The organism is Microvirga ossetica (assembly GCF_002741015.1).
Taxonomy (GTDB): Bacteria; Pseudomonadota; Alphaproteobacteria; order Rhizobiales; family Beijerinckiaceae; genus Microvirga; species Microvirga ossetica.
Window position 1 is genome coordinate 350,214 of the sequence record NZ_CP016616.1, and the last position, 20,149, is coordinate 370,362.

Genomic DNA, 20,149 nt, shown 5'->3' on the forward strand with positions numbered 1-20,149 from the left:
GCGCGGGAAATAAAAATGACCGGGACAAGCCCGGCCATGACGCGATTGGGTCTGCTTTCAGACGCGTGACGACCGACCTACCACATGTCGAGCGCGACCCGCGCCTCGTCGGACATGCGGCTCTGGTCCCACGGCGGGTCGAAAACCATGGCGACCTTGACGCTCTGCACGCCCGGGACCATGGAGACGGCGTTCTCCACCCAGCCCGGCATTTCGCCGGCGACGGGGCAGCCCGGCGCGGTCAGGGTCATGTCGATGGAGACGTTGCGGTCGTCATCGATGTCGACGCGGTAGATCAGCCCGAGCTCGTAAATGTCGGACGGGATTTCCGGGTCGTAGACGGTCTTCAGCGCCGCGACGATGTCGTCGGTCATGCGGTCGAGCTCTTCCGGCGGGATCCCGGAGCCCGGTGACACCTGCGGTGCGTTGGTCGGAGATAGGTCGTTCACAGGTTCAATCCTCACGCAAACAGGGCTTCAGCCTTCTGAAGGGCGTCCGCCAGCTTATCGACTTCTTGCATGGTGTTGTAGAGGCCAAACGAAGCACGGCAGGTCGAGGTCGCCCCGAAGCGCTCCAGCAGCGGCATGGCGCAATGGGTGCCAGCCCGAACCGCCACGCCCTGCCGGTCGATGATTGTGGCGACGTCGTGCGCATGGGCGTTCTTCATCTCGAAGGCCAGGATGGCGCCCTTGCCCCTGGCGCGGCCGATGATCCGGATCGAGTTCATGGCGCCCAGGCGCTCATGGGCATAGGCCGAGAGCGCCGCCTCGTGCGCCTGGATGTTCTCGCGGCCGAGCTGCATCATGAAGCGCAGGGCCGCATCCAGGCCGATGGCCTCGATGATCGGGGGCGTTCCGGCCTCGAAGCGGTGCGGCGGGTCGTTATAGGTGATCGCGTCCTGGCGCACCTCGCGGATCATCTCGCCGCCGCCGGAATAGGGCGGCATCTTCTCGAGCCATTCGCGCTTGCCGTAGAGAACGCCGATGCCCGTCGGCCCATAGACCTTGTGACCGGTGAAGACGTAGAAATCCGCGTCGAGATCGCGCACGTCCACGTTGAGATGGACCGCACCCTGCGCCCCGTCCACCAGAACCGGCACGCCATGAGCGTGGGCGATGCGGATGATCTCCTTCATCGGCGTCACCGTGCCCAGCACGTTCGACATGTGGGTGATCGCAACGATCTTGGTGCGCGGGGTGATGAGCTTCTCGAATTCCTCGATGAGGAAGTTGCCCTCATCGTCAACCGGCGCCCACTTGATCACCGCTCCCTTGCGTTCGCGCAGGAAGTGCCAGGGCACGATGTTGGAATGGTGCTCCATGATGGAGAGGATGATCTCGTCCCCCTCCCCGATATTCATGCGCCCGAAGGAATCCGCCACCAGGTTGTAGGCTTCCGTCGCCGACTTGGTGAAGACGATCTCGTCGATGGATTCGGCGTTCAGGAACTCGCGCACGGTTTCGCGCGCGCGCTCGAAACCTTCCGTCGCCACGTTCGCCATGTGATGCAGGCCGCGATGAACGTTGGCGTAGCCCGTCTGCATGGTGTTTACCATGGCATCGATGACCGCTCGCGGCTTCTGCGCCGAGGCGGCGTTGTCGAGATAGACGAGCGGCTTGCCATAGACCTCTTGCGCCAGGATTGGGAACTCCGCCCGGATGGCTTCGACGTCATATGGTGCGAAAGGTGCGTTCATTGCCAAATGCTTTCTGCATTGTCATCACCGGCCTTGTGCCGGTGATCCCGACGCGAGAGACACCGCGCTTCACCGTATCGGGATGGCCGGGACAAGCCCGGCCATGACGTAGTGCGATTAAGCCCGAGCCTTCAGCCAGCCCTCGACCGTGCCGATGAGCGACTCGCGGACGGCTTCGTTCTCGACGTATTCCAGCGCCTCGCCCAGGAACGCCTGAACCAGGAGCCGCTCGGCTTCCTTCTTCGGCAGGCCGCGGGCCATGAGATAGAACAGCATGTCCTCGTCGAGCTGGCCGCAGGTGGCGCCGTGGGCGCATTGCACGTCGTCGGCGAAGATTTCGAGTTCCGGCTTGTTGTTCATCGCGCCGCCCTCCTCGAGGAGGAGCGCCGCCGACATCATGCGGCCGTCGGTCTTCTGGGCGTGATGCGGAACGATGATCTTGCCCTGGAAGACGCCGGTCGCCTCGTTGTCGATGACGGTCTTGAACAATTCGCGGCTCTCGCAATGGGGAGCCGCATGCTCGACCACCAACGTCGAGTCGCCGTGCTGCAAACCTTTGAGCATCGTCGCGCCGTTGACGCGCAGAATGGTGTTCTCGCCGTCGAGGATGGTGAAGACCTGATGCCGCGAGGTCGCGGAACCCGCCGTCACGTTGATGCTGTTGAACACGGCGTCGCCGCCGATCTTGGCGGCGAGCGTCGACAGAGCCAGCGCCCGGTCGCCTTCGGCATTGACGCGCACGTGCTGCACGTTCGTCCGGTCGCCGGCAATCATTTCGACCACGTCGTTCGGCTGGTGGTTGGCGTCGTTCGTGCTCTCGTGCGTCTCGAGAAGGGTCACCGAGGCGCCCTCCTCCACGACCACGAGAATGCGGGTCGCGGTGGCGACGGCGGACGACGCCGCCGTGACGAAGCGCAGGTGCACCGGAACCTCGACGGGGCCGGCGACCCGGATCATCACCCCATCGGCCATGAAGGACGTGTTGAGCTGATAGACAGGATTGTCGTTCGCCCACGGCACCGGGCTCAACTTCGCCAGCCAGTCATGGCCGCTCGCCAGAGCCTCGGCCAGCGGCACGATCTCGACGTTGTCCGGCAGATTATGGAAGTCCACGGCCTCGCGCACGAAATGGCCGTTCACGAACGGCACCTGCAGCGCCTCGACGCCCGCAAGCGCCTTGGCGCCGGCGAGAGCTGCCTTGGCCTCGTCGGACGAGGGCACACCCGCAAAGGGAGCGACCTCGCGCAGGAGCGCGCGCAGGTCGGTGTACTTGAACTCCTCGACCCGGCGGTGCGGGAGGCCCTGCTGGGTGAAAAGCTCGAAGGCCTGCGCACGCGACTCGGTCTCGCCGGGCAACGCCGTCTTCGCGCTCTCGAAGGCCTGCGCCAGCGCGGTTTCCGCCGGCGTCTTCATGAGAGTGACGTCAGCCATGTTACGCGGCCTCGCTTTCCCGGTAATCGGCATAGCCGTTCGCCTCGAGCTCGAGGGCGAGGTCCTTGCCACCCGACTTCACGATGCGGCCGGTGTGCATGACATGCACGGTGTCCGGCACGATGTAGTTCAGGAGACGCTGATAGTGCGTGATGACGAGGAAGGCACGGTCGGGCGAGCGGAGTGCGTTCACGCCCTCGGACACGACGCGAAGCGCATCGATGTCGAGGCCGGAATCCGTCTCGTCCAGGATGCAGAAGGACGGCTGCAGCAGCGCCATCTGCAGGATCTCCATGCGCTTCTTCTCGCCGCCGGAGAAGCCGACATTGAGGGCGCGCTTGAGCATGTCCTTGGGGATCTCGAGCTGGGTGGCTGCGGCGTTCACGCGCTTGATGAAATCCGGCGTGGTCAGCTCCACTTCGCCGCGCGCCTTGCGCTGGGCGTTGATGGCGGCCTTGAGGAAGGTCATCGAGGCGACGCCGGGGATCTCCAGCGGATACTGGAAGGCCAGGAATAGGCCGGCGGCGGCGCGCTGGTCCGGCGCCATCTCGAGCAGGTTCTGGCCGTCGAGCAGGATCTCGCCGTCGAGGATCTCGTAGTCCTCCTTGCCGGCGATCACATAGGACAGGGTCGACTTGCCCGAGCCGTTCGGGCCCATGATGGCGGCGACCTCGCCCGTGTTCACGGTGAGGTTGAGGCCGTTGAGAATGCGCTTGTCCTCGATCTGGACAACCAGGTTCTTGATTTCGAGCATTTTAAATTTCCATTCGCGTCATCCCGGGCGAGCGTAGCGAGACCCGGGATCGCTATCCGAATTGAACTGGTTCTGGCGTTCCCGGCTCTTCGCTACGCTTCGGCCGGGATGACGCCGATGGATTAGCCGACCGAGCCTTCGAGCGAGATCGAGATCAGCTTCTGCGCTTCGACCGCGAACTCCATGGGGAGGTGCTGCAGCACGTCCTTCACGAAGCCGTTCACGATCAGCGCCGTCGCCTCCTCTGCCGAGAGGCCGCGCTGCTGGCAGTAGAACATCTGATCCTCGGAGATCTTCGATGTGGTCGCCTCGTGCTCGAACACGGCGGTGGCGTTCTTCGACTCGATGTAGGGCACCGTATGCGCCCCGCACTGGTTGCCGATGAGCAGCGAGTCGCAGTTCGTGAAGTTGCGCGCGCCGGTCGCCTTGCGGTGAGCGGAAACGAGACCGCGATAGGTGTTCTCGGACTTGCCCGCCGCGATGCCCTTCGAGATGATCCGGCTCGTGGTGTTCTTGCCCAGATGGATCATCTTGGTACCGGAATCGACCTGCTGTTTCCCGTTCGAAACGGCAATCGAGTAGAACTCGCCGCGCGAGTTGTCGCCGCGCAGGATGCAGGACGGATACTTCCAGGTGATAGCGGAGCCGGTCTCGACCTGGGTCCAGGTGATGACCGAGTTCTTGCCCCGGCAATCGCCACGCTTGGTCACGAAATTGTAGATGCCGCCCCGGCCTTCGGCATCGCCCGGATACCAGTTCTGGACCGTGGAATACTTGATCTCGGCATCGTCGAGCGCGATCAGCTCGACGACCGCAGCGTGAAGCTGGTTCTCGTCGCGCTTGGGGGCCGTGCAACCTTCGAGATACGAGACGTAGGAGCCCTTGTCGGCGATGATCAGGGTACGCTCGAACTGGCCCGTATTCTTCTCGTTGATGCGGAAATAGGTCGACAGCTCCATCGGGCAACGCACGCCCGGCGGGATGTAGACGAACGAGCCGTCGGTGAAGACGGCCGAGTTCAGGGTGGCAAAGAAATTGTCCGTCACCGGCACCACCGTGCCGAGATGCTGGCGCACAAGGTCCGGATATTCGCGGATGGCCTCGGAAATCGGCATGAAGATCACGCCGGCCTTCTTCAGCTCTTCCTTGAAGGTCGTGGCGACCGACACGGAATCGAACACAGCGTCCACCGCGACCCGGTTCCGCGGCTCGACGCCGGCCAGGATCTCCTGCTCGCGCAAGGGGATGCCGAGCTTCTCATAGGTCTTGAGAATTTCCGGATCGACCTCGTCGAGGGATTTCGGCGACGGGTTCATCTTCGGCGCGGCGTAGTAATAAATGTCGTTGTAGTCGATCTTGTCGTACGACACCCGCGCCCAGTTCGGCTCCTTCATGGTGAGCCAGCGCTTATAGGCATCGAGACGCCACTGGAGCATCCACTCCGGCTCGCCCTTCTTGGCCGAGATGAAGCGGATCACATCCTCGGAGAGGCCCTTGGGCGCCTTCTCCATCTCGACTTCGGTCTCGAAGCCGTACTTGTATTGATCGACATCGATCAGGCGAACCTGATCGATCGTTTCCTGCACTGCAGGCATTCGTCTCTCCCACCGCTCACGGCTTCAAGGGCCGCGGGTTGATGACAAGGAAATGCTCGCCGGCCGTCAGGCCGCGCTCGCCTTCCGCTTATATAAGGTGCCGACCACCGTTTCGCACGCCTCCGCAAAGCGGATCACGTCCTCTTTCGTGGTCGACCACCCCAAACTCACACGCAAAACGCCCTCGGCCAGGGCGGGCTCCATGCCCATGGCGTCGAGAACATGCGATCGCTTGACCTTTCCGGACGAGCAGGCCGAACCGGAGGACAGGGCCACCCCTGCCAGATCGAAGGCGATCAACGCCGTCTCGGCTTTGAGGCCGGGTATGGCAAAGGCGAAGGTATTAGGCAACCGCTCAGCGCCGGAAGCCACAACAATGACATCGGGTGCGATCCGGCGAAGCTCGGCCTCTGCCAGGTCGCGGAGACCCCGGAGTCTTGCGGATTCCTGCCCCAGCCCCGACAGGGCAAGCTCGGCCGCAGACCCGAAGCCGGCGATGGCCGCCACGTTCTCGGTGCCGGCCCTGAAACCCTTTTCCTGCCCGCCGCCGCGGATCAGCCTGTCGGCGATCTCGAACTGGTCCGAGGCCAGGATCACGGTACCGATTCCCTTCGGGCCGCCGATCTTATGGGCCGACAGGGTCAGTACATCGGCCTCAAGCTCGGCCATGTCGACCGGGATCCGACCTGCGGCCTGGACCGCATCGGTATGCACCAGCCCGCCATGCTCGTGGATGATCCGGGCCGCCTCGGCGACCGGCTGGAGAACGCCCGTCTCGTTGTTGGCGAGCTGGATGGAGACCAGTATCCGCTCGTCTCCGGACCTTTCCAGGGCGGCCTTGAGCCAGGCCAGATCGAGGACTCCGTTCGAATCGACCGGGATGAGCTCGATGGCCTCGGCGGGGAACCGGTGGCCGTTGAGAACGCAGGGATGCTCGGCCGCTCCCAGGAGGAGCCGGGTCGTCCCCGGCTGCCCGAGGCGGCGGAAGCTTGGCGTCAGGACGAGATTCGCAGCCTCGGTCCCGCCGCTGGTGAAGACGACGTTCTTCACCCGGGCGCCGACGAGACGGGCCACTTTCTCGCGGGCGCTTTCGATTTCGGCCCGGGCGGCCCGGCCTTCGGCATGGACGGACGAGGCATTTCCGGGCAGCAGCAGCGCGCGGAGGACGACCTCGGCAGCCTCCGGCCGCAGGGGCGAAGTCGCATTATGGTCGAGATATATGCGCTGGCTGACCACCATGGCTGCGTGAGGCCTCACGAAATTCTTGCAATCGACCCTGGTTGCCGTGCTAAAGCACCGCAACCACATCTGTCCGATGTTTTCCCCCGACGGTAATAGTCATCCGGGGCGAATGAAACAATGGAACACTTTAGAATAGTTCTAAGGGTTCTTTTACGAGGATCCGCGGCCTGAAGTCAAGGTCGTTCCGGATTTTCCCTCTCCCGACGGAGAGGTGATCAAGAGGTTCGCGTATATGCCTGAAGTCATCTTCACGGGTCCTGCCGGTCGCATCGAAGGACGCTACCAGCCAGCCAAGGAAAAAGGCGCTCCCATCGCCATCATCCTGCACCCGCACCCGCAATTCGGCGGGACGATGAATAACCAGATCGTCTACAACCTGTACTACGACTTCGCGAAGCGCGGTTTCTCGGTGCTGCGTTTCAATTTCCGCGGCGTGGGCCGCAGCCAGGGCGCTTTCGACCATGGCCAGGGTGAGCTCTCCGATGCGGCCGCGGCCCTCGACTGGGCTCAGTCCATGAACCCGGATGCCCGCGCCTGCTGGATCGCCGGCGTGTCCTTCGGGTCCTGGATCGGCATGCAGTTGCTCATGCGCCGCCCGGAGATCGAAGGCTTCATCTCGATTGCGGCCATGGCCAACCGCTACGATTTCTCCTTCCTCGCCCCCTGCCCGTCCTCGGGCCTCTTCGTGCACGGCTCGGAAGACCGCGTCGCGCCGGTCAGGGACGTGGTCAGCGTGATCGAGAAGGTGAAGACGCAGAAGGGCGTGAAGCTCGAGCACGCGGTAATCGACGGCGCCAACCACTTCTTCGACGGCAAAGTCGACGAGCTGATGGTGTCCGTGGACGAATACCTGAACAAGCGCCTGGGAACGACCGAAGAGGCCGCCTGAGCCGAGATCGGCACTGCGATCTCGCATCTTTCAAGTCATGAACTTCCGAAGCCGGCGTCCGAATACGCCGGCTTCTTCGTTTTCTGACAATCGCAAAAGCGAAGGCCGGCGATCGCCGGCCTTCGTGCGTCTGTGTCTTCCGCAATCCTAGACCAGCAGGAAGTGATTGGTGCTCAGGTTATGGCCGGCACCGATCACGGCGAACTTGGTCTGCCCTGCCGCCATGCCGGAACCGTCGGCATCGTAGAAGAGCTCGCCGGTCGCCTTGTTGTAGACGATGCGAAGGAAGCCCGTCGTCGCAGCGGGGCCGATGGTGAAAGCTGAGGCAGCGAGCGTATTTCCAGCTGGCAAATCGCCGAAGACGCTGCGGCTGAGCTGGATCAAATCCTCGGCCACAGAGAAGTCCTCGACCGTGTCCACGTTTCCGGCGTGAGGCTTCGTGTCGAAGCGGAAATAATCGCGGCCGGCGCCGCCGACGAGACAATCCATGCCATCGCCGCCCGACAGGGTATCGGAATGGTCGCCGCCATGCATCCAGTCGTTGCCGGAAAGCCCGAACAGCTGATCGCTGCCGCCGTTGCCATAGAGGGTGTTGCCGTTGCCATCGCCGGTGAGCGTGTCGGCATGGTTCGAGCCTTCCAGTCCCTCGATCGAGACGAAGACGTCTCCCGCCGCATCGCCCGCGGTGCCATAACCGGCCGAGAGGTTTGCAACCACGCCTGACGTGGCGCTCCAGTAAACCGCGTGGTCACGGCCATCGCCGCCGTCGAGCTGGTCGCCGCCGCCGCGGCCTTCGAGCCGGTCGTCACCGCCGCCGCCGTAGAAGCCGTCCCAGCCTGCCGTGCCGTAGAACTGGTCGGCGTGGACCGAACCGATCAGGCCCTCGATGGACACATACGCGTCACCGGTTGCCTCGCCGGTGTTGCGGCTCATGTTGAGGAGATCAACCAGCACGCCGGACGCGGCATCGGCATAGACGGCGAAATCGAAATCGGCACCGCCGTCGAGAAGGTCCGCTCCCTCGCAGCCGTAGAGATGATCGCCGCCGGCGCCGCCCGAGAGCGTGTCGGCACCACCGAAACCCTTGAGCACATCGTGCCCGTTATAGCCCGAGAAGGTGTTGGCTGCGGTGCTGCCCTCGAGCGTGTCGCTGTGGAATGAACCTTCGATCACCTCGACGGCGACGTAGGTGTCGCCTGCGGCCTCGCCGGTGTTGCGCGAAGTATCCGAGAGGTAGACCCGCACGGCTCCCGAAGCCAGCGAATAGCTCACGGTATCGCGGCCGTTCCCGCCATTGAAGACGTCGGCATCGGCGCCGCCTTCGAGCCGATCGTTGCCGTCGCCGCCGGATAGCTGATCGTTGCCTGCGCCGCCTCTGAGGACATCATCGCCACCATCACCCCAGAAGGTGTTGGCATCACCGTTGCCTTCGATCGTGTCGTTGAAGCGCGATCCGTCGATGGCCTCGATGGAGACGAAGTGGTCGCCGACGGCTGCGCCGCCACTATGGAAGCCGGTTCCCCACAGGAAGACCTGCACGCCCGCCGACTCATCCCAGTAGCTCACCAGATCCTGGCCGTTGCCGCCGTCGAAGATATCGTATCCGGCTCCGCCATAGAACCGGTCGTCGCCATCCTCGCCGTAAAGATTGTCGTGGCCGCCATTCCCGTAGAGCTCATCGTTGCCCCGGCCGCCCTTGAGAATATTGTTGGCCTGATTGCCGATGATCTTGTCGTTGCCGCTTCCACTCTTGGCGTTCTCGATGAGAGAACGCACATTGCCCTGATACTGGAAGGCGTTGTAGACGTTTCCGTTGACGAAGGTCGTGTCGGTCTTTCGTGCGAGCCTGTCCTGGGAGAACCGCGAAAACCCTCCGGGCGTCAGATCGATCAGAGCATTGCCGGCGAAGTTCGATACGTCGTAGGTGTCGACGCCGCCGCCGTCCCAGATGGTCAGGAAGATCTTGTTGTCCGCCCGCCTGCCCTGACCGATGGGATATTGGTCAAGATACTCGTCCCTGACGAACATCTCTCCCGAGAACGCATCCCAGCTATAGACGGTATCGCCGTTATTCGTCGTGAAATCGGCACCGTACATCGCCTGCAAGGCAGCGATGTCGTACTGCATGAAGGTCGACGGCCTGTCCGTCGTGGTTTTATACGACATCACCGTGAATTCGGTCGAATCCCACGCAGCCGATACACTCGGGAGTCCGGGGACTGAGTCGTGAGTGTGTTTCAGGCCCAAGGCATGACCGAGCTCATGCAGAACCAGATAATAATTTGACCCGCCTTTCGAGACATAGGGCGAGGATCCATATTCCAGCCAAGTCTCGCCGCCATAACCCGGCACGCCGGGATAATAGCCCGTGCTCGAATGGATGATCGATCCGGCTTTAAAGCCGGCAACTTTGATCATCGCGTCGTTGCGACCTGCGTAGGAGACACCGACCTTGATGTAGCCGGCAACGGCAGCCATGGCCTCATGGACGACACTCTCCGACTGTGCCGACAGACGCTCGAACCCCGATGCGCTGGGATTAATCTGCACATAATCGCCACGGGCATCCGGAAGCGAGTACGTGATCGCATCGCCCTTCCATTTCGAGCCTGACAGCAGCGCTGCGACGTCTGGATCCGGGGTGCGACGGCCTGAAATACTCGGCATTCCCTATCGAGAGGCCGGGAAAGTAGCTCGCCATCAGGACGTTGAAGCGCAGCGGGAGGGTTAGGACGCCATCCACGACCCACTCGCCGATCCCTCTGAAAAAGTCGACCGCGTCTCGCGCTGCTCCTTCGAGCCAGTCCCACGCACCATCGAGCAAAGACATCGGGCTTGATCCTTAATGATATATTATCACTATACGTGAGGATCTCAACCTGGACAATATGTGAGCCGGCGCGCAAGCTCCGGTGGTTAATTCAATTACAAGTTGAGTGCACCAAGCGCGTCGAGAGCGCCCCTTGCGTCGAAACCGCGTGAAATCCCGGCGCGAAGCTGGTAGAGGGTCCGCACATTTGCGACAGGACCATGAGAGAGACGCGATGAACGCGCCGAAATCCGAATTTCTGAAGGTGCTTACCGAGCGGGGATTCATCCACCAGACCTCCGATTTCGAGGGCATCGATGCTGCGGCGCTGGAGCACCGGCTGACCACCTATGTGGGCTACGACTGCACGGGGCCCTCTCTCCATGTGGGACATCTGCTCTCCATCATGATGCTGCACTGGCTGCAGAAGACCGGCGCCGGCAAGCCGATCACCCTCATGGGCGGCGGCACGACCCGAGTCGGTGATCCATCGGGCAAGGATGAGAGCCGCAAGCTTCTCACCGTGGAGCAGATCGAGGCCAACAAGGAGAGCATCAGGACGGTCTTCTCCCGCTTCATCTCCTTCGGCGACGGCAAGATCGATGCCATGATGGCCGACAATGCCGAATGGCTGACCAGGCTCAACTACATCGAGTTCCTGCGCGACGTCGGGCGCCATTTCTCGGTCAACCGCATGCTGTCCTTCGACAGCGTGAAGCTGCGCCTCGACCGGGAGCACGAGCTGTCGTTCCTGGAATTCAACTACATGATCCTCCAGGCCTACGATTTCGTGGAGCTCAACAAGCGCTACGGCTGCGTGCTGCAGATGGGCGGCTCGGACCAGTGGGGCAACATCGTCAACGGCATCGATCTCGGCCGCCGCCTCGGCACGCCGCAGCTCTATGCCGTCACCTGCCCGCTCCTGACCACAGCCTCCGGCGCCAAGATGGGCAAGACGGCCTCCGGCGCGGTCTGGCTCAACGCCGACATGTTGAGCCCCTACGATTACTGGCAGTTCTGGCGCAACACCGAGGATGCGGATGTTGGCCGCTTCCTGAAGCTCTTCACGATCATGCCCATGGACGAGATCGCCCGGCTCGAGGCGCTGGAAGGCGCCGAGATCAACGAGGCGAAGAAGGTTCTCGCAACGGAAGCGACCGCCCTCCTCCACGGCCACGAGGCGGCGGAGCTGGCCGCGGAAACCGCCCGCAAGACCTTCGAGCAGGGCACCCTGGCGGAAAGCCTGCCCACCATCGAGATCGCGTCGGATGTGCTGAAAGGCGGCCTCGGCGTGCTGGCGGCCTTCGGCCCCGACTACGCGAAGCTGGTGCCGTCATCGAGCGAGGCGCGCCGGCAGATCAAGAGCGGCGGGCTGAAGGTGAACGATCAGACCGTTTCGGACGAACGCGGCTCGTTGAGCCTGTCAGACGTCACGGCCGAAGGCGTGATCAAGCTGTCCTTCGGCAAGAAGAAGCACGTTCTGCTGCGGGCGATCTAAGGCTTCAAGAATCTCAGCGCTCGGGGACCGTCGGCAGCGACCCTGTCTGCGGATCCCCGGCGGCGCCGACGCCGAAAAGCTTGCGCAGAAAGCCGGGCGCGACCGCGGAGAGCGGGTTGACCGTCAGGGACGGCGAGCTCGCCTGCCCGTTCAGGCGGAAATTGACCGCGAACAATCCCTCATACTGGCTTCCGCCCAAGAGCGGCCCGAACAGCGGCACCTGGGCGAACACGTTGTTGAGCCCGTAGGCCGGCACGAAGGTGCCCGTGATATCGAGCCGGTCGCGCGCGTAGTCGATAAAGCCGCCAAGCGTGAACCCGATCTGGTTGCCCCAGATGGCGCCGTCCTTGAAGTCGAGCCGTCCGGCCGTGCGCGTGAATTCGAAGCGCGCCTTGGTGAACTGCACCTCGTTCACATCCACACGGACCATCTGAGGCTTGCCGAACTTGTCCTGCCCGGCGACGATCTGGGTCTGGGTCGGGATGATCCGGCGAAGAGCGGGCTCGTTGATGAGAGCGAAGGAGCGCAGGATCACATGCCCCTCCTGCGGCCCGTCGCCGGTGGCGAGTTGCAGGATGAGATCGCCGCGCGACATCCGCTTGTAGATGTCAGTGAAGCGCAGAAGCGCTCCGGCGTCGTCCGCCTGGATGACCACCACGGGGCGGCCGCCGGTATCCTGCATGGTCTTGCCGAGAATGTCGGTGGCGCCGAGGCGTCCCTTCATGTCGAGCTGGCGCAGGTTGTCCTTGCGCATGGACGCTTTGATTGAGGCGTTGGTGATCGCCTCTTCGTTGAACCCGGTGAGAATGTTGAGGTTCAGGTCGAGATCGAAATCCTTGCTCTCCTTCGCGGCGGAGCCGCCGCGGCCGGAGGATGCGGGTATCGTCGCTCCGCCCTTCACGAAAGGCCGCGCGTCGCCGACATTGCCGCGGATCGACACCTTGTAGACATTGTTGGCACGCTCGATCTGGGCCTTCATGTCATCGCCCGGCGAGAGCTTGAAGGTCGAAAGCTCCGCCTTCTCCAGGCTGCCTTCGCTGGAGAGCGTCGCATTTCCCCGCAGTTGAACCGGGCCGCTGTCGAGCTGAAGCTCACGGATTTCGTTCGCCGGGCCGTCCGCGAGGGTGAAACTGAGCTTGCCGGGCCTGCCGACCGGCTTCACCCAGCCCGGTATGAGCTGGTCGATTCCGGCCCTGGCGAGGTCCGCCTCGACGAGAATGATGGAGGGTGCGGCCTCGCCGAGCGGCAGGCTGGCCTTGAGGCCGATGGTGCCTGTCAGCTGGGATCCGAAGGACAGCCCTCGCCTGTTGCGTGCAGCCTCGTCGACAGAAAACGCGACGCTGGCCTGCCCGCCCTGCCGGGTCTTGTGCAGGTCGATGGTGGCGGTGCTTCCGGCAAGCTTGCCGTCGCCCTTCACCGTGAGATCGCCCCTGTCATAAGCGATCGTCAGATTGGCGCCTTCCAGGCGGTCCTTGCCGAAGAACTTGTCGACGCCGAAATCGCTCACAGTGCCGCCGACCTTCAGCGGCAGGTCGACGAAGGCCGGAATGTTCTCGACCGGCAGGCCGATGCCGACGCGCAGATCCGTCTTTCCCTTCATGGTGGCGGGATCGATGTTGAAGCCTGCGATCTCCTTGATGCGCGGCTCGAGCAGCAGGGCGCCCAATCCGTCGGCGCCGCCTGTGAGGCGGAAATCGATGCGCGCGACCGCATTGTCGTCCCAGTAATTGTCCAGCACGAAGGTGCCGTCGGAGGCTCCGAGCGAGCGGTTGCCAGCCATCTGGACCAGGCCTGCGGGCGCGCGGAGGGAAACCTTCCTGCCGGTCACCTGGCCCGTGACATCCATGCCGGAAATCGGGGGAATGCCCGCATCGACCTGGAGCACACCCTTGGAAACGGCGAAGTCGATCTTGAGGGAATCGTCCGGCGTCGGACCGCCGGTGAGGGCCTTCTCGATGTCGGCACCCTTCATCGCCACCTTGAGATCGACGGATTCGAGCGTGCCCGCCTTCACGTTCGAGACCAGATACCGGCGCACCGGCGGAGCCACGGCCTCGGGCCAGATGCGCAGGGCCGACCGGACATCGGTCTTCTCAGCCTTGACGTCGAGCTTCAGCGCCTTCGGATCCGCGCTGGCTCCCAGGAGGCCGCTGATGCGGGCGGACAGGTCCGGCCCTTTGAGCGTCAAGCTGTTGATCGTGACCCCGTCGGGCCCCGACAGGTCGGCGGCGAACTCGCTCACCTGGACAGGCTTGTCGCCGGCGGCAGCCCCGGACCACACGGCGTCGCGGCCGCTGAGGGACATGCGCCAAGGGTTGCTTCCGTTGGGTGTCGACAGTCGGCCCTGCAGACGGAACTGCGTCTCGCCCCCCTTCACCTCCAGGGATTCGAGTTGAAGCGCCTTCCCGGCCTCGTCCCAATGGGCTTCGATCGTCGCGTGTTCGACGGGGAAAGGCGACGTATCTTTGTCGTCGATCTGGACCGTGCCCGCATTGCTCTCGAGCCGCGTCTTCAGCTCGGTGAGGCGCCCGTCGGCGAAGGCGATGTCGAAGCGTCCGGAGAATTCCACATCCGTCGTTGCCGGCAGGTCGGACGACCCGGTCAGCAGCAGAATGTCCTTGATCGGCGCGGCCTCGGCCGTGACGCTCGCCCGGTAGGAGGCCTTGCCCTGCGCGGTGACGTCGCCATTCAGCTGCCAGGGGCCTTGGTCGCCCTCCACCGTCGCGGCAAACTCGCGACCGCCGTTTTCCGCCCAGTCGAAGGCGGCATCCACGCGCTGGAACCGGGCCCGCTCGCGACCGTCGGCATCGATGAAGACGAGGCGCGCATTGGTCAGCTGAGCCTGACCGAGGGTGTTGAGGACGCTCGACGGACCGACGATCAGTTCGAGCAGCGAGCCTATTGCGCCAGAGACCGGGGACGGCCCGTTGGCGTCGCGGGCGAGCGACGCCGCGGCTTCCTTGGAGGGCGCCGGCGCGACAGGCGGCGGAGCCGCATTCCCGGTCTCCGTCTCCGCCTGCACGGGCGAGAAGGTGAGCGAGCCATCCCTGTTGACGAGAACGCGCAACTGCAGGTCCCGTACCTCGATGGCCTTGGGCTGCAGATTGGCGGTCAGCAGAGACATCAGGTCGACGCTGAGGATCGCGTAAGGCGCCCGCAGGACGAGGTCGCCCCCCGGGGCCCGGATGTCGAGGCCGTTCGCGCGCAGGGCCGGCGAGCCGTCATGGAGCTCGATGGCAGTATTCCGCAGCGTCACGTTCCAGCCGGGCCCGATCCGCTCGGCCAGCGCCTCGGCAACCCGCTCGGGCAGGCGCCCGAAGCTCATCGGGGCGGCGGACAGGCGCAGATAGAACAGCCCGAGCGCCACAGCCAGGAAGACCAAAAGGCCAAGCTTCACATAGAGGGTGCCACGCAGCACGCGCTTGAGGCGGCTCCGCTTGACCGGTTCTTGCCGGGACAACGTGGTGCGAAATGGCAGCTTCATACTGTGACGTTAGGCAATCCGGTTCTTGCGCTTCCAGCGCCAATCGGGAATCAATCGAGAGACCTTAGCTGTGTCCGTCGCCTCTCGCGACTGATCCCGCTGCGATCGTGCACATTAGCGCATCGTGCGAAAAAGAGATCTCCGCATTTTGGGCCCGATGCTTTAGAGGTTCCAAACAATACATTCCGCCGAAAGGAAGGCGACTCATGTCACTTACCATCGGAAGCCCCGCTCCGGCCTTCTCCCTGCCTGCGACAGATGGTCGGGAGATCGGTCTCGCCGCCCTCGAGGGCCGCAAGATCGTGCTCTATTTCTACCCCAAGGACGACACCAGCGGCTGCACCCTCGAGGCCCAGGCCTTCCAGTCCTTGAAGAAAGACTTCGCGGCGGCCGATACGGAAATCGTCGGCGTGTCCCCCGACAGCCTCAAGAGCCACGACAAGTTCCGGGCGAAATACCGCCTGGATTTCGCTCTCGCCTCCGACGAGGAGACCCGGATGCTGCAGAATTATGGCGTCTGGGTGGAAAAGAGCATGTACGGCCGGAAATACATGGGCGTTGAACGCACCACAGTCCTGATCGACCGCGACGGCACCATCGCCCGGGTCTGGAACAAGGTGAAGGTCGAGGGCCACGCGGAGGAGGTGCTGACTGCGGCGAAGGCTCTGCCCTGATAGCCGAATGAGCTATTGCGACTGGGCTCCGTAACGTTTTATGGTTTCTGCCCGCTGCGTAACCTTCTATTGAACCAGAACTCGGATGGATGCCGGATTACAAAGCCATTCTCTCCGGCCAGAGCTGGAACGCGCTGCCCACCCTCGGCAGCACGAAGAAGCCGGTTTTTCTCACCTACACGTTCAATCCGCCCCCGCTCGACTCGTTATGGGACTGGTCGCGGTTCGGCAGCGCCGACAGGGAGGTCGCGCGCAAGGCGCTGCAGATGTGGGGAGATGCCAGCGGCATCCGGTTCATCGAGGTCAAGGGGCAGGAAGCCGAGCTGAAATTCCAGTGGCAGGAAACCTGGTCATCGACCATCGCCTGGGCGGAGTTTCCGGCATTGAACCGCGACCGCTTCGGCAACCCGGGCGACCGGATTCGGGATCCGGCGGGCGGGAATGTCTATCTGAACAGACTCAATCGCAGCGAGATCGGAGAGAATCCTCACTACAAGCTCTACGTGCTTCTGCACGAGATCGGACACGCGCTCGGGCTCAAGCATCCCTTTCACAAGATGGACCACAACAAGCAGCTGCTGGCGTCGGATCTCGACAAGGTCGAGTACACCGTGATGAGCTACACGGGTGGCGATCCCGAGATGGGGCCGGTGAGCCTAGCACTACAGTTGCACCTTTCGTTTGCGATGTGAGGCTTGCGCCATGGCCTGATGCGCTCGTCGCCACGCGGACCAGGCGATCACGAAGGCAGGCTCGATCCGGCGCTGCTGGAGACGTGTGGCGACCCGGCGGATTTCCTGGACAGACCAGCATACCAGCGCTGCAGTCGGGCTTCGTCGTTTCTTTTTTGGGGTGAGGTAAGGCGGTTGGCGTGCTCACGCACCACCGTCATCATGGCAAACGCCAGCATCACCAGCGACACATGCCGATGCCAACCGTGCCACGAACGCGTCTCATTGTGCGTCAGCCCCAACTCCGTCTTCGCGGTCTCGAACGCATCCTCAATCGCCCAGCGCTGGCCCTCCACCCGCACCAGGGTCTCCATCGGTGTGCCGGCCGGGCACCAGGTCGAGAAGAACGCCAGATCCTGATCGCTGATGCTGCGCCGGATCAGCAGGCCGCGCGTCCACAGGCCGGTCAGCGCCTCGTTGAATTCCTCGGCCTCGAGATCGGCCAACGCGACATAGGCCCAATCATACAGGCGCGGCCCCTTGGTGCCGATCCCGGCCGACAGACGCTGCCAGGTCTTGGGAGCAAGCCCCTGTGCAATCGTCGCGGCCGTGCCGGCCACCGGCGGGCTCTTGTCCCAGGAATTGAAGCGGTCTGTGGCTTGAACGCCCAGCACGTAACCCTTGCCAGCTCGGCGCAGCTGCATGGCCAGGGCCCCATAGATGGTGTCGGTGGCCACCCACTCAAACGGTACGCCGGCCGCCAGGGCCCGCTCGATCATCGCGGCGGCGATCTGCGGCTTGGTGACGAAGCGGATCGCATCGGGCACGTGAGCCGTGGCCAGGCGCTCGGGCTTCGTCGTCCAGTCCTTGGGCAGATAGAGCTGGCGGTCGATCAAGGCGCAGCCCTTGTCCGACGCGTAAGCGGCAAACACGCCGATCTGGCAGCTGGCAATCTTGCCGGCTGACCCAGTGTACTGGCGTCCCACCCCGCACGAGTTCTGCCCCTGCTTGAGAAAGCCGGTCTCATCGATCACCAGTACCGCTCCGGGAGAGGCGAGCGTCTCGAGCGCATAGTCGCGCACCATGTCCCGCAAAGCATCCGCGTCCCAGTGGCTGCGCCCGAGCACCGCCTGCTGGCGCCATGGTCCCGGATCACCGGCGGCTTCCGCCCGCATCCAGCCGGTCTTGCGCCGCTCCGGCCCGAGCAGACCGTCGAGGAAGGCGGCCGCAGAGGCCGCGACACTGGGATGAGCAAACTGGAGTTTGAGATCAGCTTTGACCTGACGCAACTCCACACACCAGAGTTCGAGCATCTGCTCGATGGCCACGCCTGACATGGCAGCCTCCTGTATCAGATCAGGAGGTAATTAGGGCGCCTGTGCAGCGTGCAACTGTAGTGCTAGGACCACTCGACATTCAGGCCATCCGGGTTCTTTACGGCGATCCCTCGCAGGACGGGCGCCAGGTGTCCAAATGGCACTGGAACCAGTCGAAGCAGATCCTGTCGCAGACCGGCAAGAGCAAGGCCGACACGATCTACGGGGTCGCGGTCAAGGACGTGATCAAGGGCGACGCCGGCAACGACAGGCTCCACGGCTTCGGCGGCGACGACATCCTGTATGGAGGCACAGGCCGCGATGTGCTGAGCGGCGGTGACGGCAACGACCGGTTCACGTTCGACACCTGGCTCAAAGCCGGCACAAATTTCGACAGGATCCTGGACTTTGGCAACGAGGTGGACACGGACAAGATCGTCCTGTCATCGAAGATCTTCGGCATGATCGCGAAGGGCCAGCTCAGCGATGCAATGTTCGTCGACGGGGCGGCTGCCGCCGATTCCAACGACAGGATCCTCTTCGACAACGATGGCGAGCGGGCCGCCTATTACGACCCGGACGGCTCGGGCCCGGTGGCGGCCGTCTGCTTCGTGAAGATCCCGGGCACCGTCACGATCGGCGCATCCGACTTCTTCGTCATATAGGGACGGGAGCGATGCACGCCTCTCCGGCGCGCAGCGCTCGTTTGATCGATCAGTCGATATCCTCGACCTCGTCGGCGCCGCCATAGACGCGCTGGGCGAGCGAGGCTTCCATGAAGGGGTCGAGATCGCCGTCGAGCACGTCCTGCGGGCTCGTCGACTGGGCGCCGGTGCGCAGGTCCTTCACCATCTGGTAGGGCTGCAGCACATAGGAGCGGATCTGGTGGCCCCAGCCGATATCCGTCTTGGCTGCGGCCTCGGCACTGGCCTTCTCCTCGCGCTTCTTCAGCTCGGCCTCGTAGAGGCGGGCGCGCAGCATGTTCCAGGCGGTGGCCCGGTTCTTGTGCTGCGAACGCTCCTGCTGACAGGCCACGACGATGCCGCTCGGGATATGGGTGATGCGCACGGCCGAGTCCGTGGTGTTCACGTGCTGGCCGCCGGCGCCCGACGAGCGGAACGTGTCGATCCGGCAGTCCGATTCCTTGATCTCAATGTTGATGCGATCGTCCACCACCGGATAGACCCACACCGAGGCGAAGCTTGTATGGCGGCGGGCGTTCGAGTCATAGGGCGAGATGCGCACGAGGCGATGCACGCCGGACTCGGTCTTAAGCCAGCCATAGGCGTTGAGGCCCTTGATCAGGAGCGTGGCGCTCTTGATGCCGGCCTCTTCGCCGTCGGTGATCTCGAGCAACTCGACCTTGTATTTCCGGCGCTCGGCCCAGCGGGCATACATGCGCTGGAGCATGTTGGCCCAGTCCTGGCTCTCGGTGCCGCCGGCCCCCGAATGCACTTCCACATAGGTGTCGTTGGCATCGGCCTCGCCCGAGAGCAGCGTCTCGACCTGGCGGCGCGCGGACTCGGCCTGAAGGCTGCGGATGGTCTCCTCGCCTTCCTTGACCGTTCCCTCATCTTCTTCGGCTTCGCCGAGCTCGATCAGGGTAATCGCATCCTCGAGCTCCTGCTCGAGGCGCTTCACGGCCGAGATCTGGTCTTCGAGCGAAGTGCGCTCGCGCATGATCTTCTGCGCGGCCTCCGCATCGTTCCAGAGGTTGGGATCTTCGGCCTGGGCGTTCAGTTCCGCGAGGCGTCGCTGGGCGGTATCCCAGTCAAAGATGCCTCCTCAGCAGCCCGACTGACTGCTTGGTCTCTTCTACGAGATGTTGGATTTCGGCGCGCATTGTATCCGCTGCTGTCCGTATGTGTGATTGCGGCGTCTTAGAACATTGGGCCCAAAAGCGGAATGCACTTTTGGGAATGATCCGATGTTCAATTCATGAATTGGCGTATCGTTCGGAGCGGACCCAGAGGGTGCACCGCGCGATGTAAAGAAGCTCTCGCATCAAACCCAACGAATTGTCCCCGACCGAGCAGTCGAGGAACAACCCGTTTTCCGTTGTGCGAGAAGCGTTTTCGCTATGGGACCGG

At 63.5% G+C, this 20,149-nt stretch carries 15 protein-coding genes; 5 read left to right on the plus strand and 10 right to left on the minus strand.

Annotation, left to right across the window (positions count from 1 at the left end):
• Positions 1-77 precede the first annotated feature (77 nt).
• The 6 genes from BB934_RS01570 to BB934_RS01595 all read right to left on the minus strand — a co-directional run bounded on the left by BB934_RS01570 (position 78) and on the right by BB934_RS01595 (position 6,715).
• Positions 78-374 (minus strand): SUF system Fe-S cluster assembly protein, encoded by a 297-nt coding sequence (locus tag BB934_RS01570; protein WP_418294740.1) that lies wholly within the window; start codon positions 372-374, stop codon positions 78-80.
• Between the two features lie 86 nt (positions 375-460).
• A complete protein-coding gene (locus BB934_RS01575; protein ID WP_099508067.1) occupies positions 461-1,696 on the minus strand; it encodes a cysteine desulfurase in 1,236 nt (411 codons plus the stop codon).
• Positions 1,697-1,813: 117 nt separating this feature from the next.
• A complete protein-coding gene (sufD, locus tag BB934_RS01580; RefSeq protein WP_099508068.1) occupies positions 1,814-3,127 on the minus strand; it encodes a Fe-S cluster assembly protein SufD in 1,314 nt (437 codons plus the stop codon).
• Between the two features lies 1 nt (position 3,128).
• Positions 3,129-3,881, minus strand: a complete 753-nt coding sequence (gene sufC, locus BB934_RS01585) for a Fe-S cluster assembly ATPase SufC (protein WP_099508069.1) — start codon at positions 3,879-3,881, stop codon at positions 3,129-3,131.
• A gap of 122 nt (positions 3,882-4,003) precedes the next feature.
• Positions 4,004-5,476 (minus strand): Fe-S cluster assembly protein SufB, encoded by a 1,473-nt coding sequence (gene sufB / locus BB934_RS01590; protein ID WP_099508070.1) that lies wholly within the window; start codon positions 5,474-5,476, stop codon positions 4,004-4,006.
• Positions 5,477-5,542: 66 nt separating this feature from the next.
• Positions 5,543-6,715, minus strand: coding sequence for a cysteine desulfurase family protein (locus BB934_RS01595; protein WP_099508071.1), 1,173 nt, complete (start codon positions 6,713-6,715; stop codon positions 5,543-5,545).
• Positions 6,716-6,950: 235 nt separating this feature from the next.
• Between BB934_RS01595 and BB934_RS01600 the strand changes: the two genes are divergently transcribed.
• A complete protein-coding gene (locus BB934_RS01600; RefSeq protein WP_099512580.1) occupies positions 6,951-7,607 on the plus strand; it encodes an alpha/beta hydrolase in 657 nt (218 codons plus the stop codon).
• Between the two features lie 147 nt (positions 7,608-7,754).
• Here BB934_RS01600 and BB934_RS01605 read toward each other — a convergent pair whose 3' ends face one another.
• Positions 7,755-10,274 carry a M10 family metallopeptidase gene (locus BB934_RS01605; protein ID WP_099508072.1) on the minus strand — a complete coding sequence of 840 codons (2,520 nt, stop codon included), beginning with the start codon at positions 10,272-10,274 and terminating at the stop codon, positions 7,755-7,757.
• Positions 10,275-10,651: 377 nt separating this feature from the next.
• Here BB934_RS01605 and tyrS point away from each other — a divergent pair, with 377 nt between their 5' ends.
• A complete protein-coding gene (gene tyrS, locus BB934_RS01610; RefSeq protein WP_099508073.1) occupies positions 10,652-11,914 on the plus strand; it encodes a tyrosine--tRNA ligase in 1,263 nt (420 codons plus the stop codon).
• A gap of 13 nt (positions 11,915-11,927) precedes the next feature.
• Here tyrS and BB934_RS01615 read toward each other — a convergent pair whose 3' ends face one another.
• Entirely contained in the window at positions 11,928-15,398 is a 3,471-nt protein-coding gene (locus BB934_RS01615; protein ID WP_099508074.1) for a YhdP family protein, read from the minus strand.
• Positions 15,399-15,604: 206 nt separating this feature from the next.
• Here BB934_RS01615 and BB934_RS01620 point away from each other — a divergent pair, with 206 nt between their 5' ends.
• A complete protein-coding gene (locus BB934_RS01620; protein WP_099508075.1) occupies positions 15,605-16,072 on the plus strand; it encodes a peroxiredoxin in 468 nt (155 codons plus the stop codon).
• A gap of 89 nt (positions 16,073-16,161) precedes the next feature.
• Positions 16,162-16,764, plus strand: coding sequence for a matrixin family metalloprotease (locus BB934_RS01625; RefSeq protein ID WP_099508076.1), 603 nt, complete (start codon positions 16,162-16,164; stop codon positions 16,762-16,764).
• Positions 16,765-16,811: 47 nt separating this feature from the next.
• On the opposite strand, the gene BB934_RS01630 is transcribed toward BB934_RS01625, so the two are convergent.
• Positions 16,812-18,080, minus strand: a complete 1,269-nt coding sequence (locus BB934_RS01630) for an IS701 family transposase (protein WP_237050040.1) — start codon at positions 18,078-18,080, stop codon at positions 16,812-16,814.
• A gap of 41 nt (positions 18,081-18,121) precedes the next feature.
• Here BB934_RS01630 and BB934_RS50405 point away from each other — a divergent pair, with 41 nt between their 5' ends.
• Positions 18,122-18,724, plus strand: coding sequence for a calcium-binding protein (locus BB934_RS50405; protein WP_261344841.1), 603 nt, complete (start codon positions 18,122-18,124; stop codon positions 18,722-18,724).
• A gap of 49 nt (positions 18,725-18,773) precedes the next feature.
• On the opposite strand, the gene prfB is transcribed toward BB934_RS50405, so the two are convergent.
• Positions 18,774-19,902 (minus strand): peptide chain release factor 2 gene (gene prfB, locus BB934_RS01640; protein ID WP_099508079.1). Its coding sequence is split into 2 segments (ribosomal slippage): positions 18,774-19,832 and positions 19,834-19,902, totalling 1,128 coding nucleotides; the frame shifts between segments, so codons are not numbered across the junction.
• Positions 19,903-20,149 lie beyond the last annotated feature (247 nt).